General features: G+C 53.8%; 13 protein-coding genes. 9 read left to right on the forward strand and 4 right to left on the reverse strand.

The genetic code is table 11. The annotated features are described in order from the left end of the window. The first annotated feature begins 532 nt into the window (after positions 1–532). Positions 533–1,882, forward strand: coding sequence for a guanine/hypoxanthine transporter GhxP (gene ghxP, locus AACS05_RS01305; RefSeq protein ID WP_045438606.1), 1,350 nt, complete (start codon positions 533–535; stop codon positions 1,880–1,882). A gap of 158 nt (positions 1,883–2,040) precedes the next feature. Beyond that, a complete protein-coding gene (locus tag AACS05_RS01310; RefSeq protein WP_045438610.1) occupies positions 2,041–3,687 on the forward strand; it encodes a Na+/H+ antiporter in 1,647 nt (548 codons plus the stop codon). A gap of 91 nt (positions 3,688–3,778) precedes the next feature. On the opposite strand, the gene AACS05_RS01315 is transcribed toward AACS05_RS01310, so the two are convergent. Next, positions 3,779–4,669, reverse strand: a complete 891-nt coding sequence (locus AACS05_RS01315; protein WP_045438614.1) for a LysR family transcriptional regulator — start codon at positions 4,667–4,669, stop codon at positions 3,779–3,781. A 101-nt stretch (positions 4,670–4,770) separates the two neighbouring features. Between AACS05_RS01315 and AACS05_RS01320 the strand changes: the two genes are divergently transcribed. Further along, complete coding sequence (locus AACS05_RS01320; RefSeq protein ID WP_045438618.1) at positions 4,771–5,181, forward strand: CidA/LrgA family protein; 411 nt, start codon at positions 4,771–4,773, stop codon at positions 5,179–5,181. Further along, the gene (locus AACS05_RS01325; protein ID WP_045438622.1) at positions 5,174–5,863 is read left to right on the forward strand and encodes an LrgB family protein; all 690 of its coding nucleotides are present in this window, start codon (positions 5,174–5,176) and stop codon (positions 5,861–5,863) included. Before AACS05_RS01320 ends, AACS05_RS01325 begins: the two co-directional genes overlap by 8 nt. Positions 5,864–5,915: 52 nt before the next feature. Here AACS05_RS01325 and actP read toward each other — a convergent pair whose 3' ends face one another. From actP to acs, 3 genes are all read right to left on the reverse strand, one after another. Further along, positions 5,916–7,565, reverse strand: a complete 1,650-nt coding sequence (gene actP / locus AACS05_RS01330; RefSeq protein ID WP_045438625.1) for a cation/acetate symporter ActP — start codon at positions 7,563–7,565, stop codon at positions 5,916–5,918. Further along, positions 7,562–7,876, reverse strand: coding sequence for a DUF485 domain-containing protein (locus AACS05_RS01335; protein WP_045438627.1), 315 nt, complete (start codon positions 7,874–7,876; stop codon positions 7,562–7,564). Before AACS05_RS01335 ends, actP begins: the two co-directional genes overlap by 4 nt. A 241-nt stretch (positions 7,877–8,117) precedes the next feature. Next, the gene (gene acs / locus AACS05_RS01340) at positions 8,118–10,076 is read right to left on the reverse strand and encodes an acetate--CoA ligase (RefSeq protein ID WP_045438629.1); all 1,959 of its coding nucleotides are present in this window, start codon (positions 10,074–10,076) and stop codon (positions 8,118–8,120) included. Positions 10,077–10,509: 433 nt separating this feature from the next. Here acs and nrfA point away from each other — a divergent pair, with 433 nt between their 5' ends. The 5 genes from nrfA to nrfF are packed head-to-tail and all read left to right on the forward strand — an operon-like array spanning position 10,510 to position 16,555. Then, positions 10,510–11,946, forward strand: a complete 1,437-nt coding sequence (nrfA, locus tag AACS05_RS01345) for an ammonia-forming nitrite reductase cytochrome c552 subunit (RefSeq protein WP_045438632.1) — start codon at positions 10,510–10,512, stop codon at positions 11,944–11,946. 44 nt (positions 11,947–11,990) lie between these two features. Further along, positions 11,991–12,557: a cytochrome c nitrite reductase pentaheme subunit gene (nrfB, locus tag AACS05_RS01350; protein ID WP_045438645.1), complete on the forward strand. Its 567-nt coding sequence runs from the start codon at positions 11,991–11,993 to the stop codon at positions 12,555–12,557. After that, positions 12,554–13,225 carry a cytochrome c nitrite reductase Fe-S protein gene (gene nrfC, locus AACS05_RS01355; protein ID WP_045438650.1) on the forward strand — a complete coding sequence of 224 codons (672 nt, stop codon included), beginning with the start codon at positions 12,554–12,556 and terminating at the stop codon, positions 13,223–13,225. Before nrfB ends, nrfC begins: the two co-directional genes overlap by 4 nt. Next, positions 13,222–14,178 carry a cytochrome c nitrite reductase subunit NrfD gene (nrfD, locus tag AACS05_RS01360; RefSeq protein WP_045438653.1) on the forward strand — a complete coding sequence of 319 codons (957 nt, stop codon included), beginning with the start codon at positions 13,222–13,224 and terminating at the stop codon, positions 14,176–14,178. Before nrfC ends, nrfD begins: the two co-directional genes overlap by 4 nt. Before the next feature lie 13 nt (positions 14,179–14,191). After that, positions 14,192–16,555: a heme lyase NrfEFG subunit NrfF gene (gene nrfF, locus AACS05_RS01365; RefSeq protein WP_071828877.1), complete on the forward strand. Its 2,364-nt coding sequence runs from the start codon at positions 14,192–14,194 to the stop codon at positions 16,553–16,555. The last annotated feature ends 100 nt before the right edge of the window (positions 16,556–16,655 follow it).

Genomic DNA, 16,655 nt, shown 5'->3' on the forward strand with positions numbered 1-16,655 from the left:
TTTGTCTTTCACTCTATCCCGCTGGTTCACGGGAGGGTTTCCCCCGACATCAACACCCCTCAGTCGAGCACATTAGGGGAGGTTCCGGCTTGTGTTGATAAGTTAATTGTAAGCCAGCTCAGGGTATTTGCCAGTGTATTGACGGTTTTTTCGCCTAAAAATTTCCCACAACTCCACCAATTTTTCTGCGTAACTTTGCGTCCAAAACAAAACGATTGTTGCGACAACTCAGCGAAATTTGTTGCCAGATTGCGCATTGACGATAACGTTTGCGCATCGACTGTCTATTTCTTGTACGTTATAAGAAGAAATGAGTAAAAACTGGCAAAGTTCAGTTGAAAACCGTCGTATGATCGCTGGATAATCGTTTGCTTTTTTTTACCACCCGTCTTTTTATGCGCGGAGCTAAACGTTTGCTTTTTTGCGACACCCCTATTGACGCAAACCTGGCACATGGAGAAAACGTTTAGCAGGCAGTGGATTGTCCATCACGCATAAGGACGAAAAAATAAACTCTCAGGGGATGTTTTCTATGTCTACGCCTTCAGCGCGTACCGGCGGTTCACTCGACGCCTGGTTTAAAATTTCACACCGTGGCAGTACCGTCCGTCAGGAAGTCGTTGCCGGATTAACGACGTTCCTGGCGATGGTCTACTCTGTTATCGTGGTTCCAGGAATGCTGGGTAAAGCCGGGTTCCCGCCTGCTGCTGTATTTGTGGCGACCTGTCTGGTGGCAGGGGTTGGTTCGATTGTGATGGGCCTGTGGGCAAACCTACCGCTGGCTATTGGCTGCGCCATTTCGTTAACGGCATTTACTGCATTCAGCCTGGTTCTGGGACAGCATATCAGCGTGCCTGTCGCGCTGGGTGCGGTGTTCCTGATGGGTGTCCTGTTTACCATCATTTCTGCAACCGGTATTCGTAGCTGGATCCTGCGCAACCTGCCACAAGGTGTTGCGCACGGCACCGGTATTGGTATCGGCCTGTTCCTGCTGCTGATTGCGGCAAACGGTGTTGGTCTGGTCATTAAGAATCCGCTGGATGGTCTGCCGGTTGCCCTGGGTGACTTCGATACCTTCCCGGTCATTATGTCGCTGATTGGTCTGGCGGTGATTATTGGCCTTGAAAAACTGAAAGTACCAGGCGGCATTTTACTGACCATTATTGGTATTTCCGTGGTCGGCCTGATTTTCGACCCCACCGTACACTTTTCCGGTATTTTCGCTATGCCTTCTCTGAGCGATGCTGAAGGTAATTCGCTGATTGGTAGCCTGGATATTATGGGCGCACTGAACCCTGTCGTCCTGCCGAGCGTGCTGGCGCTGGTGATGACTGCAGTCTTCGATGCGACGGGTACTATCCGTGCTGTGGCCGGGCAGGCGAATCTGCTGGACAAAGACGGGCAGATTATTGATGGTGGCAAAGCGTTAACCACCGACTCCCTGAGCAGCGTGTTCTCCGGTTTGGTGGGCGCAGCACCGGCGGCGGTGTACATTGAATCCGCAGCCGGTACGGCGGCTGGCGGTAAAACTGGTCTGACGGCGATCACCGTCGGCGTTTTATTCCTGCTGATCCTGTTCCTCTCCCCGCTCTCTTATCTTGTTCCTGCTTATGCAACGGCTCCAGCACTGATGTACGTCGGTCTGTTGATGCTGAGCAATGTGGCGAAAATCGACTTCACTGACTTTGTTGATGCGATGGCGGGTCTGGTGACAGCCGTGTTCATCGTGCTGACCTGTAACATCGTTACCGGCATTATGATTGGCTTTGCCACGCTGGTTATTGGTCGTATCGTTTCTGGTGAATGGCGCAAGCTTAACATTGGGACCGTGGTGATTGCTGTAGCGCTGGTAGTCTTCTACGCAGGCGGTTGGGCTATCTGATCCTGATACGCTGATGATCCTGAAAACGGGTGGCTTTTGCCGCCCGTTTTTATTTTCAGAACACATCTCGTTGTCTTTTGCGTTACTCTGAAGTAGATAGAATTGAGGCACGACGCTTCTCGTCACATATCATAAGAAACATCGCAAACAGGGAACGCATGGAAATCTTCTTCACCATACTTATCATGACCCTTGTGGTCTCGTTGTCGGGGGTATTAACTCGCGTATTGCCCTTTCAGGTCCCTTTACCTCTCATGCAGATCGCCATTGGCGCCTCGCTGGCATGGCCGACGTTTGGTTTGCATGTGGAGTTCGACCCCGAACTGTTCCTGGTTCTGTTCATCCCTCCTTTGCTGTTTGCCGACGGCTGGAAAACGCCAACGCGTGAGTTTCTCGAGCACGGTCGGGAGATCTTCGGCCTGGCTCTGGCGCTCGTTCTGGTCACGGTTATCGGGATTGGTTTTATGATTTACTGGCTGGTGCCGGGGATCCCGCTGATCCCCGCTTTCGCACTGGCTGCCGTGTTGTCGCCAACCGATGCCGTCGCGCTTTCCGGCATTGTCGGTGAAGGGCGTATACCGAAGAAAATCATGGGTATCCTGCAGGGTGAAGCGTTAATGAACGACGCTTCTGGCCTGGTATCGCTGAAATTTGCCGTCGCCGTGGCGATGGGTACGATGGTGTTTACCGTCGGCGGTGCGACGGTTGAGTTCTTCAAGGTAGCGATTGGCGGTATCCTGGCCGGTTTTGTTGTCAGTTGGTTGTACGGCCGCTCTCTGCGTTTTCTCAGCCGCTGGGGCGGTGATGAGCCAGCAACGCAAATCGTCCTGCTGTTCCTGCTGCCGTTTGCTTCTTACCTGATTGCTGAACACATTGGCGTATCCGGGATCCTTGCCGCGGTCGCTGCCGGGATGACGATTACCCGTTCTGGCGTAATGCGGCGCGCGCCTCTGGCGATGCGTTTACGTGCTAACAGCACCTGGGCAATGCTGGAGTTCGTCTTTAACGGCATGGTATTCCTGCTGTTAGGGCTGCAGTTGCCAGGAATCCTGGAATCGTCGCTGGTGGCGGCAGAAGCCGATCCAAATGTCGAAACCTGGATGTTGTTTACTGATATCGTCCTGATTTATGTCGCGCTGATGCTGGTGCGTTTTGGCTGGCTGTGGACGATGAAAAAATTCAGCATGCGCTTCCTGAAGAAGAAGCCGATGGAGTTTGGCTCCTGGACGACGCGTGAAATCCTGATCGCGTCCTTTGCCGGCGTGCGTGGTGCAATCACACTGGCAGGTGTGCTCTCTATTCCGTTACTGCTGCCGGATGGTAGCGGCTTCCCGGCGCGTTATGAATTAGTATTTCTTGCTGCTGGCGTCATTCTGTTCTCGCTGTTTGTTGGCGTGGTGATGCTGCCAATTCTGCTGCAACATCTCGAAGTGGCCGATCACTCTCAGCAACTGAAAGAAGAGCGCATTGCCCGTGCGGCGACGGCCGAAGTGGCGATTGTCGCCATCCAGAAAATGGAAGAGCGTTTGGCTGCGGATACCGAAGAGAATATCGATAATCAGTTGCTGACTGAGGTGAGCTCCCGCGTTATTGGTAATTTGCGTAGACGTGCCGATGGGCGAAACGATGTAGAAAGCTCCATGCAGGAAGAGAACCTGGAACGGCGCTTCCGTCTGGCGGCACTGCGTTCAGAGCGGGCGGAGCTGTACCATCTGCGTGCTACGCGTGAGATCAGCAATGAAACGTTGCAGAAGCTACTGCACGATCTGGATTTGCTGGAAGCGCTGTTAATCGAGAACCAATAAACGGTTGTGCCTGACGGCGCTACGCTTATCCGGCCTACGAATCGGCAATACTGATGTAGGCCGGATAAGGCGTTAAGCCGCATCCGGCAATTTATGACTCTTGCGTTAACCAAAACCCTTCGCAACATTTCAGCCACGCCTGGGCGCTGTGCGACAGATACACGCCTTCACGCCAAATCATGCCCAACTGCCAGCGTAAATTACTTTCCAGCGGGATCCAGCGCAGCGTCTGCTTATCCAGCCGCTGGCAGATCGGCTCTGGCAAAATAGCGATCCCGACCCCGGCTTGCACCATCGCCGCCAGAAAGTCCCACTGCCCGCTACGCACCGCGATTCGCGGCTTAACGTTGTGCTGATTAAACAGTTCAAGTAGCTGACGGCTGAGAGCAAAATCTTCGTTGTAGATCAGTAACGGATGCTCAGCCAGTGCTTCGGGTGAAATGGAATCGCAGGTTGTCCACTGGCCGGATCGTGGCACAAGTACGCAGAGTGGGTGGCTGAAAAGAGGTAAGGTTGCCAGTCCGCTCTCTTCTTCGACCGGTAGCGCCGTCATTGCCACGTCCAGATCGCCATTCATCACTGCCTGCTGGACGGTTAAGCCGCCAAATTCAGATACCTTCAGTTCCACGCCGGGATAGCGCTGGCGAAACAGGCTGATTGGCCCCGCCATAAGCATGCCGACCATCGGGGGGATCCCGAGTCGCAGGATCCCTTTATTGAGATGGTTAATGTCGCTGAGTTCTGCTTCGAGTTGCCGAAATTCGGCCAGGATCGCCAGACCACGCTCAAACACCACCTGTCCGGTGTCGGTCAACAACAGCCGACGTCCGTCACGAATTAACAGCGTGCAATTAAGCTCGTCTTCAAGGTTCTTCAACATTTTGCTGATGGTGGGTTGGGTGACAAAGAGCTTCTCCGCTGCGCGGGTGAAACTCTGCTGACGTACTACCTCAACAAAATATCGCAGCGTTCTGATATCCATGATTATTCCTTAAGACTATGCCTGCAATGAGTTTAATTCATTTCAGTCCTGGGGGGAGGCTCTCTATACTGGCGCTCTCTATTTTTTAAGGACATTCCCTCATGGCTGTGGCGATAAGCCGCGTGACGCCTGCCGTTATTCACCGACTCCAGATACCCGTTCAGGTACTGTTGTACGCAGGTTTATTTGTTTTTGCCCAATATCTTGTCTCCTGGCTACACCTGCCGCTTCCTGCCAATCTGGTAGGGATGATTTTGATGTTGGCGTTGATTGTCTGCCGGGTTATCCCACTTAACTGGATACGTGCAGGCGCCCGCTGGTTGCTGGCTGAAATGCTGCTGTTTTTTGTTCCGGCTGTTGTGGCTGTCGTGAACTATACGCAACTGTTGCTGGTCGATGGTTGGCGCATTTTTGCTGTTATTGCGATCAGTACGCTGATGGTACTTGGTGCAACCGCATGGGTAGTAGATAAAGTGTATCGCTATGAAATGAGCAGGTTAAACCGTGAGTAACTTCCAGTTAAGCGTGCTTTGCCTGGTGATAACGCTGGGTATCTATTTTGCCAACAAGCGTCTGTATCGCCGCTTTCGTAAATTACCGCTGATGCCGCTGGTTCTTACTCCGGCCCTGTTGGTACTGATGCTGGTTTTTGGCCACATTTCCTGGCAAAACTATATTGGTGAATCTCACTGGCTGCTGTGGCTGTTAGGCCCGGCGACCATCGCTTTTGCCGTTCCGGTTTACGATAATCTCGCGGTGATTAAGCGCCACTGGATGTCTCTGACAGCAGGTGTTGTCACAGCAACGCTGGTGGCTGTGACCAGCTCCGTCTGGCTGGCACGTTTGTTCATGTTACCCGATGAGATCCAACGCAGTCTGGCAGTACGCTCTGTCACCACACCGTTTGCGCTGGCGGCGGCGGAGCCGTTAGGCGGTCAACCGGATCTGGTGGCGTTGTTCGTAGTGGTTACTGGCGTGTTCGGTATGGCGGTCGGCGATGTGCTGTTTCTGCGGCTCTCTATTCGCGAAGGTATGGCGAAAGGGGCGGGATTTGGTGCGGCGTCCCACGGTGCGGGTACGGCGCGCTCTTATGAACTTGGTCAACAGGAGGGGGTTGTCGCCAGTCTGGTGATGATGCTCTCCGGTGTGGTGATGGTTCTGGTCGCACCGCTGGTGGCTACATTGATGTTTTGAGTGAAAATGAACTCCTCCGACCCGCAGGCCGGAGGAGGAGAGAGACTATTAGTTAGTGCGCGCGACCCTGCTCTACACCGTACCCGGTCTGGGAACGGATGAACTGAGCACGGAACTGCTCCCGCTCACGGTTACCTTCTGCTGAGTTATCCGTAGCGGAGAAGAACCAAATCCCGAGGAACGCAACGCTGATAGAGAACAGCGCCGGGTATTCATACGGGAAAATAGCTTTTTCGTGGCCGAGAATTTGCACCCAAATAGTCGGGCCAAGAATCATCAGCACTACCGCCGTCAACAGACCTAACCAGCCACCCAACATAGCGCCACGCGTGGTCAGTTTTGACCAGTACATAGAAAGCAGAATGATTGGGAAGTTACAGCTGGCAGCGATAGCGAAGGCCAGACCCACCATGAAGGCGATGTTCTGATTTTCAAACAATACGCCGAGCACGATAGCGATCACGCCCAGTACCAGCACAGTAATTTTTGAAACACGCAGTTCGTCACGCTCGGTTGCGCCTTTGCGGAACACGTTAGCATACAGGTCGTGAGAAACTGCTGATGCGCCTGCCAGCGTCAGACCGGCAACCACCGCCAGAATGGTGGCAAATGCCACGGCTGAGATAAAGCCGAGGAACAGGTTGCCGCCTACCGCATTCGCCAGGTGCACCGCCGCCATGTTATTACCGCCAATCAGCGCGCCAGCCGCGTCTTTGTACACCGGATTAGCACCGACCAGCATGATGGCGCCAAAGCCGATGATAAAGGTCAGAATGTAGAAATAACCCATAAAACCGGTGGCATAGAACACGCTCTTACGCGCTTCGCGGGCATCGCTGACCGTGAAGAAGCGCATCAGAATATGTGGCAATCCTGCAGTACCGAACATTAACCCGAGTCCCAACGACAACGCGGAGATCGGATCTTTTACCAGCCCGCCAGGACTCATAATGGCCGACCCTTTCGGGTGTACCGCCATGGCTTCGGTGAACAGGTTGTTGAAGCTGAAGCCGACGTGTTTCATCACCATGAATGCCATAAAGCTGGCACCGAACAACAGCAGTACGGCTTTGATGATTTGCACCCACGTAGTTGCCAGCATGCCGCCGAACAACACGTACATCATCATCAGTACGCCAACCAGCACCACGGCAATGTGATAGTTCAGACCGAACAGCAACTGGATAAGTTTACCGGCGCCTACCATCTGGGCAATCAGGTACAGCGCCACCACCACCAGTGAACCGCAGGCAGACAGAATACGAATTGGCCCTTGTTTCAGGCGATAAGAGGCGACGTCAGCAAAGGTGTAACGACCAAGGTTACGCAGACGTTCAGCAATCAGGAACAGAATGATTGGCCAGCCGACCAGGAAGCCCAGCGAGTAAATCAGACCGTCATAGCCAGAGGTAAAGACCAGCGCGGAAATCCCGAGAAACGAGGCTGCTGACATATAGTCGCCAGCAATCGCCAGCCCGTTCTGGAAGCCGGTGATATTGCCGCCAGCGGTGTAATAGTCGTTACGCGACCGTACGCGTTTAGAGGCCCAGTAGGTAATACCGAGCGTAAAGACGACGAAGATCAGGAACATAACAATCGCCTGCCAGTTGGTTGGCTGGCGTTGGACTGCACCGCTAATAGCATCCGCCGCATTTGCGGCGAAGGGCAGCGTGGCGGCAAGCGCCGTCAGGACTCTCTTCATGATGCTTTAACCTCGTGCAGAACCGCATTGTTAAGACGATCGAATTCACCGTTTGCCCGCCAGATATAGATCCCGGTCAGAATGAAGGAGATAAGGATCACGCCCACCCCAATCGGAATACCCCGGGTAACGCTGGTTCCCGCATGCAGCGGCGTTCCCAGCCAGCCAGGCGCAAAGGCAATCAGTAAAATAAAGCTGATATAAACCACCAGCATGATGATGGACAGAACAGCGGCAAACCGTTGCCTTTTTTCAACTAATTCCCTGAAACGCGCACTGTCTTCTATCCGCTGATAAATATTGTCATTCATCACAGAGCTCTCCAGAGGTCCCCCTGCGTCTTTCGCGTTACAGGCTTGTTGGCCGCACTCACCCACCCCAGTGACATAGTGAACTCTGTTCTTGGGGATGTGCTCGTTTGTCGCCTTCCTGTAACGCGAAATCCTTTGGGGGAGGTTTTTATATTTCCCTCCCGGTGAAGAGAGGGTAGGGTCAGATTTGTAGGCCGGATAAGACGCTTTGGCGTCGCCATCCGGCATTTTCAGGACTTTGTTAGGATGGCATCGCGATAGCCTGCTTCTCTTCGAGCAGTTTCTCTACCACACCTGGATCGGCGAGGGTCGAGGTATCGCCCAGATTGCTGGTATCGCCCGCCGCAATTTTGCGCAGAATACGGCGCATGATTTTGCCGGAGCGGGTTTTCGGTAGTGAGTCAGTCCAGTGCAGCACATCTGGCGTTGCCAGCGGGCCAATTTCTTTACGCACCCAGTTGCGAACTTCAGCGTACAACTCAGGTGACGGCTCTTCGCCGTGGTTGAGTGTGACGTAAGCGTAGATCGCCTGGCCTTTGATGTTATGTGGAATACCGACTACCGCGGCTTCGGCGATTTTCGGATGCGACACCAGCGCCGACTCGATTTCCGCCGTACCCAGACGGTGACCGGAGACGTTCAGCACGTCATCAACGCGTCCGGTGATCCAGTAATACCCATCTTCATCACGACGCGCGCCGTCGCCGCTGAAGTACATATTCTTGAAGGTAGAGAAGTAGGTCTGCTCGAAGCGCTCGTGATCGCCAAACAGGGTTCTCGCCTGACCCGGCCAGGAGTCGGTAATAACCAGATTGCCTTCGGTAGCACCTTCCAGCGGATTACCCTCGTTATCAACGATGGCGGGTTGCACACCAAAGAACGGGCGCGTCGCGGATCCGGCTTTTAGCTCGGTTGCACCCGGCAGTGGGGTGATCATGAAGCCACCGGTTTCGGTCTGCCACCAGGTATCGACGACCGGGCATTTTTCGTTACCAATCTTCTTCCAGTACCACTCCCACGCTTCCGGGTTGATAGGTTCGCCCACCGATCCCAGAATACGCAGCGATGAACGGTCAGTACCTTCAATCGCTTTATCACCTTCTGCCATCAGGGCGCGAATTGCGGTTGGTGCGGTATAGAGAATATTCACTTGGTGCTTGTCCACAACCTGCGACATACGTGCAGGCGTTGGCCAGTTGGGGACGCCTTCAAACATCAGTGTCGTTGCACCGCAGGCCAGCGGGCCGTACAGCAGATAGCTGTGTCCGGTAACCCAGCCCACATCAGCGGTACACCAGTAGATATCCCCCTGATGATAATCAAAGACATACTTAAAGGTCGTCGCCGCGTAAACCAGATAACCGCCAGTGGTGTGTAGCACGCCTTTCGGTTTACCGGTGGAGCCGGAGGTATACAGGATAAACAGCGGATCTTCCGCGTTCACTTCTGCCGGCTGATGCTCAGGACTTGCTTTTTCAATAAGATCGGACCACCACAGGTCACGACCTTCCTGCCAGTCTGTCTTCCCACCGGTACGTTTGAGGACCACTACATGTTCAACGGTTTTCACGTTCGGGTTTTTTAGCGCATCATCCACATTCTTTTTCAGTGGGATGCCGCGTCCGGCGCGCACACCTTCATCAGCGGTGATCACCAGGCGTGAATTTGAGTCAATGATACGTCCGGCAACGGCTTCCGGTGAGAAACCGCCGAAGATAACCGAATGCACAGCGCCAATGCGGGCGCAGGCCAGCATGGCAACAGCAGCTTCCGGAACCATTGGCATATAAATAGCCACGACGTCGCCTTTTTTAATCCCCAAATCCAGAAGGGTATTGGCAAAACGGCAGACATCGCGATGCAGTTCGCGATAAGTAATATGTTTGCTTTGGGTAGCATCATCGCCTTCCCAAATAATGGCGGTGCGATCGCCATTTTCCAGCAGATGACGGTCAAGGCAGTTCGCCGCCAGATTCAGCGTGCCGTCTTCGTACCATTTTATGGATACGTTGCCAGGTGCAAAAGAGGTGTTCTTAACCTTGCTGTACGGTTTGATCCAATCAAGAATTTTTCCCTGCTCGCCCCAAAATGTGTCGGGATCGGTAATGGACTGCTGGTATTTCGCTTCGTACTGCTCCGGGTTTATCAGGCAACGGTCCGCAATATTTGCGGGAATAGCGTGTTTGTGTATTTGGCTCATGGCTTTTGTTCTCCTTGTAGGATGTTAATAATATGTCGCACAAACGTTAAATGTAGGGGCTTTGGCGTTTTTGTTTAGTATTTGCGCGGCAGATCACGCAATAAAGGAATTGTGCAAATTAGCGGCAAACTGATTTTTGAAGGGAACTAGCAAAAATTGATTAAATCTCGTAATAACATGCAGTTATCAATAAATTGTTGAAAAGGTGATCCGTATCGAAAATAGACAAAAGAGTGAGGCTCAGAAGGGGGTGAATAACTCTAAAGTGGTATTTTACATACACTTACAATTGATTAAAAACAACATTTCTTGTGGGGTTTCTTGTTACAAATAGGGTGGAGCAATGTCATGACAGTATTCGTGTGGTTGCTGTTATGGAAAACAATAAAAGAACCGCCATTGAAAGTAATGGCGTCATCTGGATGAGACCCCTATGGCAAGGACAAAATCACGCGTACGCCGTTTCTTCAGCCTGATATTACCGTTTTTATTTATATCTGTTGTTAACGCTGAACAAACCCCTGTACCCGCAAAGACCGTCACCGTTGAAGCGAAGAATGAAACCTTCGCCCCTCAGCATCCCGATCAATATCTCTCCTGGAAAGCCACGTCGGAGCAGTCAGCTCGTGAAGATGCGCTGGCAGAAGATCCTCGACTGGTGATCCTGTGGGCGGGATATCCTTTCTCCCGCGATTACAACAAACCGCGTGGGCACGCGTACGCGGTTACCGATGTGCGTGAAACCTTACGTACCGGCGCGCCAAAAACGGCAGAAGATGGTCCGCTGCCGATGGCCTGCTGGAGCTGTAAAAGCCCGGATGTGGCACGTCTGATCCAGAAAGACGGGGAAGACGGTTACTTTCACGGCAAATGGGCGCGTGGCGGCCCTGAAATTGTTAACAACTTAGGCTGCGGCGATTGCCATAACACCGCATCGCCAGATTTCGCCAAAGGGAAGCCTGAATTGACGCTGTCTCGCCCTTACGCGGAACGCGCCATGGAAACGATTGGCAAACCGTTTGATAAAGCCGGTCGCTTTGACCAGCAGTCAATGGTTTGCGGTCAGTGCCATGTGGAGTACTACTTTGACGGTAAAAACAAAGCCGTTAAGTTCCCGTGGGATGAGGGCATGAAAGTTGAGAACATGGAGAAATACTACGACGCCATCGCGTTCTCCGACTGGACCAACTCTCTGTCTAAAACGCCAATGCTGAAAGCGCAGCACCCGGAATATGAAACCTGGAGCGTGGGCATTCATGGCAAGAACAATGTGACCTGTATTGACTGTCACATGCCGAAAGTACAGAACGCCGAAGGCAAGATCTATACCGACCATAAGATTGGTAACCCGTTCGATAACTTCCCTCAGACCTGCGCTAACTGCCACACCCAGGATAAAGCCTCACTGCAAAAAGTGGTTGCTGAGCGTAAACAAGCGATTCATGACCTGAAAATCAAAGTTGAGGATCAACTGGTTCATGCGCACTTTGAAGCAAAAGCTGCATGGGATGCGGGCGCGACGGAAGCTGAAATGAAGCCGATTCTGGAAGATATTCGCCATGCACAATGGCGCTGGGATCTGTCGATTGCTTCACACGGTATTCACATGCACGCGCCGGAAGAAGGTCTGCGTATGTTGGGTAGCGCGATGGATAAAGCCGCTGATGCACGCACCAAACTGGTACGTCTGCTGGCGACCAAAGGCATCACTCATGAAATCCCTCTGCCGGATATCTCCACCAAGGAGAAAGCCCAGCAGGCGATTGGTCTGAATATGCAGCAAATCAATGCTGAGAAGCAGGACTTCATCAAAACGGTGATTCCGCAATGGGAAGACCAGGCACGTAAAAACGGTCTGTTAAGCCAATAACCCCATTCCGCCTCGCAAGGGGCGGATAACTCAACGGAGTGAATATGAGCGTATTACGTTCGTTATTAACTGCTGGGGTGCTGGCGTCAGGCCTGTTCTGGAGCCTGTGCGGGATAACCGCCACGCCAACGCCACAGGAATCGGAGCAACGCTGGACGGTAACCCAACAGCGTAACCCGGATGCCGCCTGTCTGGATTGTCATAAGCCAGACACTGAAGGCATGCATGGTAAACATGCACAAGTCATCAACCCGAATAATAAACTGCCGGTTACCTGCACCAACTGTCACGGCCAGCCATCCCCGAATCACCGTGAAGGGGTGAAGGATGTGATGCGCTTTAATGAGCCGATGTACAACGTGGAGCAACAGAACAGCGTCTGTATGTCCTGCCACCTGCCTGAGCAGTTGCAAAAAGCGTTCTGGCCGCATGATGTCCACGTGACTAAAGTGGCCTGTGCCAGCTGTCACTCATTGCATCCGAAGCAAGACACGATGCAGACGCTAAGCGATAAAGGACGGATTAAGATTTGCGTCGATTGCCACAGCGATCAGCGTAACAATCCAAACTTTAACCCGGCGTCTATTCCCTTGCTTAAGGAGCATCCATGAGTTGCTCTCGTCGCCAGTTTATCACCGGCGTCAGCGCGCTGGTGGCTGTGAGCGGGACGGCGGGACGCGTTGTGGCGAAGACGTTGAATATCAACGGCGTCCGTTACGGCATGATACATGATGAGTCATTATGCATCGGCTGCACTGCCTGTATGGATGCCTGTCGGGAAGTCAACAACGTGCCAGAAGGCGTCTCGCGTCTGACGATTATTCGTAGTGAGCCGCTGGGGACGTTTCCCGATGTGAAGTACCGCTTCTTCCGTCACTCTTGCCAGCACTGCGATCATGCTCCCTGTGTTGACGTCTGCCCGACGGGGGCGTCGTATCGCGATGCCGCCACCGGGATTGTAGATGTAAACCCGGATCTTTGCGTCGGCTGCCAGTATTGCATTGCCGCTTGTCCTTACCGTGTGCGATTTATCCACCCGGTCAATAAGACGGCGGATAAATGCGATTTCTGTCGGAAAACCAACTTGAAAGCGGGCAAACAGCCTGCCTGCGTTGAGTCGTGTCCGACGAAAGCGTTAACGTTCGGTAATCTGGACGATCCCAACAGCGACATCTCTCGTTTGTTGCACCAGAAAAACACCTACCGTTACAAGCTGGCGCTGGGCACAAAACCGAAGGTCTACCGCGTTCCCTTTAAATATGGGGAGGTGAGCCAATGACACCCGCTTCTGCTTTTCATTTTGAATCACTGGTGTGGGATTGGCCCATTGCCATCTATCTGTTTCTGATTGGCATATCCGCTGGACTGGTGACGTTGTCGGTATTGCTGCGACGGCTGCACCCGGAAGCGGGCGGTGCCGACAGTACGCTGCTGCGCACCACGCTGGTACTCGGGCCGGGAGCGATTATTCTTGGTCTGTTGATTCTGGTATTCCACCTGACGCGACCGTGGACCTTCTGGAAACTGATGTTCCACTACAGCTTCACTTCGGTGATGTCGATGGGGGTCATGCTGTTTCAGTTGTACATGGTGGTGCTGGTGTTGTGGCTGGCAAAAATCTTCGAAAAAGATGTTATTGCCCTGCAACAGCGCTTCATCCCGCGTCTGAGTATCGTGCAGAAACTGCTGGCGCTGATAACGCCGTTCCATCGTCTGCTGGAAACAGTGATGCTGGTGCTGGCGGTACTGCTCGGGGCATATACCGGGTTCCTGCTGTCGGCGCTGAAATCCTATCCGTTCCTGAATAACCCGATCCTGCCGGTCCTGTTCCTGTTCTCCGGGATCTCCTCCGGGGCGGCGGTTGCGTTAATTGCCATGGCATTACGCCATCGCAGCAACCCGCACAGTACTGAGGCGCACTTTGTTCACCGTATGGAAACCCCGGTTGTCTGGCTGGAGATCTTCCTGCTGGCAGCGTTCTTTGTGGGGCTGGCATTAGGCGATGACGGCAAAATGCGTGCACTGGCAGCAGCGCTGGGTGGTGGTTTCTGGACCTGGTGGTTCTGGCTTGGCGTTGCCGGGCTTGGGCTGATACTACCGATGCTGCTGAAACCCTGGGCTAATCGTAGCTCGACGTTTCACGGCGTTCTGGCGGTGTGCGGCGCCAGTCTGACAGGAGTGCTGTTACTGCGCTTTTTTATTCTGTACGCAGGCCAGCTTACAGTTGCATAAGGTAGGGTGATTTCTGGAAATATTCCTTCCTGAAGCCGGTTTTCTGGCACTGCTGTTAAGTCTCGGGGTCAACGTGTTGACCCCGCTTGCCGCGCTGGTGGGTGTTCGCCTGCGCTGGCAGGGCGTGATGCGTCTGGCAAGCGTTGGCGTATGGACGCAATTTACACTGCTGCTGCTGGCTTTTGCCATTCTGGCTTTCTGTTTTCTGACCAGCGATTTCTCCGTTGTTTACGTTGCCCAGCATAGTTACAGCCTGCTGCCGTGGGGGTTAAAACTTGCGGCGGTATGGGGCGGTCATGAAGGATCGCTCCTGTTGTGGGTACTGTTTCTTTCCGGCTGGAGTGCGCTGTTCGCCTGGCGCTATCGGCGGGAACCGGACACGCTGTTTCCGCTGACTCTCAGCGTTCTGTCAATCATGACAGCTCTGCTCCTGCTGTTTGTGGTGGTGTGGTCTGATCCGTTTGTGCGTATCTTCCCGCCAGCGATTGAAGGGCGCGACCTTAATCCGATGCTGCAACACCCTGGACTTATCTTCCACCCGCCGCTGCTCTATCTTGGCTACGGTGGCCTGATGGTGGCGGCTGGCGTAGCGCTGGCTTCGCTGCTACGCGGGAGCTTTAGCGCGGCGACCGCCTGGGTATGCTGGCGCTGGGCGCTGCCTGGCTGGTGCGCTCTGACGTTGGGTATCATCCTCGGTTCCTGGTGGGCGTATTGCGAGCTGGGTTGGGGCGGTTGGTGGTTCTGGGACCCGGTTGAAAACGCTTCTTTATTACCCTGGCTTTCTGCCAGCGCGTTGCTGCATAGCCTGTATGTCACTTGCCAGCGGGGAATCTTCCGCCACTGGTCGCTGCTGCTGGCGATTGTGACGCTGATATTATCGCTGCTGGGTACGCTGATTGTACGTTCCGGCATTCTGGTTTCTGTCCACGCCTTCGCGCTGGATAACGTCCGCGCCGCGCCGCTGTTCGCGCTGTTTACCGTGCTAAGCCTGGCATCACTTGGTCTGTATGCCTGGCGGGCGCGGGATGTCCACCAGGCTGCGCGTTTTGGCGGCTGGTCGCGCGAGATGTCGATTCTGGCGGCGTTGCTGCTCTTTTGCGCAGTACTGCTAATCGTGCTGATCGGTACGCTCTATCCGATGATTTATGGCCTGTTTGGTTGGGGACGACTCTCCGTTGGCGCACCTTATTTTAATCGTGCCACGCTGCCGTTCGGCCTGCTCATGCTGGTGGTGCTTGGTCTGTCGGCGGGCGGGTTCTGGAAACGCTCTGCACGCATTTCCTTGCGCCGACGGGTCTGGCCATTTGCCATTGGTTTGTTGGTGGCTGCGCTGTGCTGGTCGCTGGGTACGCTGGACGCAATGGCTGGTGGGCTGGTCGCTGCGGTAATGGTGCGACTCTGGTTTCAGCCTCTGGAGGCACTACGCCGCCAGCTTCCGGCATTGCTGGCGCACACCGGTGTGCTGGTATTCGCTGCGGGGATCATCTTCTCCAGCGGCAGTCGGCACGAGATAAGCCTTAATTTAAGCCCCGGGGAACAGGTTGAACTGGCAGGTTATACGTTTCGTTTTGATCGCCTCGATCTTGCCGCACACGGGAACTACACCACCGAAAAAGCGCGAATCGTTATCTCAGAAGATGGGCAGCACATCGGCAGCGTTGTGCCAGAGCGACGTTTTTATGCGGCACGGCGTCAACAGATGATGGAGCCGGGCATTCGCTGGGATCTGCTTCATGACTGGTATGCGGTGATGGGCGAAAAAACCGGGGAAGAGAGATATGCGATGCGCTTTTACATTCAGACCGGCGTGCGTTGGGTATGGGGCGGCGGGTTGTTGATGGTACTCGGTGCGCTGCTCAGCGGATGGCGAGGGAGGAAGCGTCCTGGATTGTTGCCTGATGATTCTGCGCTTATCGCTCCTGTGTGTGATGAATCAGACAAGCTGAATAAGGCGTCGACGCCATCATCCGGCAAAACGATGTTACTGCTGGCAGTGCTGATTTTTCTGCCCTTTAGCGGCCATGCTCAGATTGTGGATACCTGGCGCTTTGAAAACCCGCAACAGCAGGAAAAAGCGCTATTTATTGCCAGCCAACTACGCTGCCCCCAGTGCCAGAACCAAAACTTACTGGAATCCAATGCGCCAGTGGCGGTCAGTATGCGTCATCAGGTTTACAGCATGGTGGAAGAGGGGAAAAGCGAGGAGGAAATCACCACCTGGATGACTGAGCGCTACGGCGATTTTGTGCGCTATAACCCCCCGTTGACTGGACAAACGCTGCTGCTGTGGGCATTGCCGTGCGTCCTGTTGTTGCTGGGAGGGATTATCCTGTGGCGGGTGAGAGTCAGCCAACGCAACCGCGGAGAACGTAAATGAGTCTGCATCAGGTCAGTGTAATATTACTGCGTCACAGCCAGCAGCAGGCTCAGCGGCTACTGGCACAACCCGAGGCGGAGCAGTTACAACAGGAGCTGAG

It is taken from the genome of Citrobacter sp. S-77, assembly GCF_963864895.1.
GTDB lineage: Bacteria > Pseudomonadota > Gammaproteobacteria > Enterobacterales > Enterobacteriaceae > Citrobacter > Citrobacter murliniae.

Bases quoted from the DNA above. Each gene is read 5' to 3' on its own strand.
- nrfC (WP_045438650.1), top strand. From the start codon at position 12,554: ATGAGTTGCTCTCGTCGCCAGTTTATCACCGGCGTCAGCGCGCTGGTG.
- AACS05_RS01315 (WP_045438614.1), bottom strand. From the start codon at position 4,669: ATGGATATCAGAACGCTGCGATATTTTGTTGAGGTAGTACGTCAGCAG.
- AACS05_RS01320 (WP_045438618.1), top strand. From the start codon at position 4,771: ATGGCTGTGGCGATAAGCCGCGTGACGCCTGCCGTTATTCACCGACTC.
- nrfD (WP_045438653.1), top strand. From the start codon at position 13,222: ATGACACCCGCTTCTGCTTTTCATTTTGAATCACTGGTGTGGGATTGG.
- nrfA (WP_045438632.1), top strand. From the start codon at position 10,510: ATGGCAAGGACAAAATCACGCGTACGCCGTTTCTTCAGCCTGATATTA.
- acs (WP_045438629.1), bottom strand. From the start codon at position 10,076: ATGAGCCAAATACACAAACACGCTATTCCCGCAAATATTGCGGACCGT.
- AACS05_RS01310 (WP_045438610.1), top strand. From the start codon at position 2,041: ATGGAAATCTTCTTCACCATACTTATCATGACCCTTGTGGTCTCGTTG.
- nrfB (WP_045438645.1), top strand. From the start codon at position 11,991: ATGAGCGTATTACGTTCGTTATTAACTGCTGGGGTGCTGGCGTCAGGC.
- AACS05_RS01335 (WP_045438627.1), bottom strand. From the start codon at position 7,876: ATGAATGACAATATTTATCAGCGGATAGAAGACAGTGCGCGTTTCAGG.
- ghxP (WP_045438606.1), top strand. From the start codon at position 533: ATGTCTACGCCTTCAGCGCGTACCGGCGGTTCACTCGACGCCTGGTTT.
- actP (WP_045438625.1), bottom strand. From the start codon at position 7,565: ATGAAGAGAGTCCTGACGGCGCTTGCCGCCACGCTGCCCTTCGCCGCA.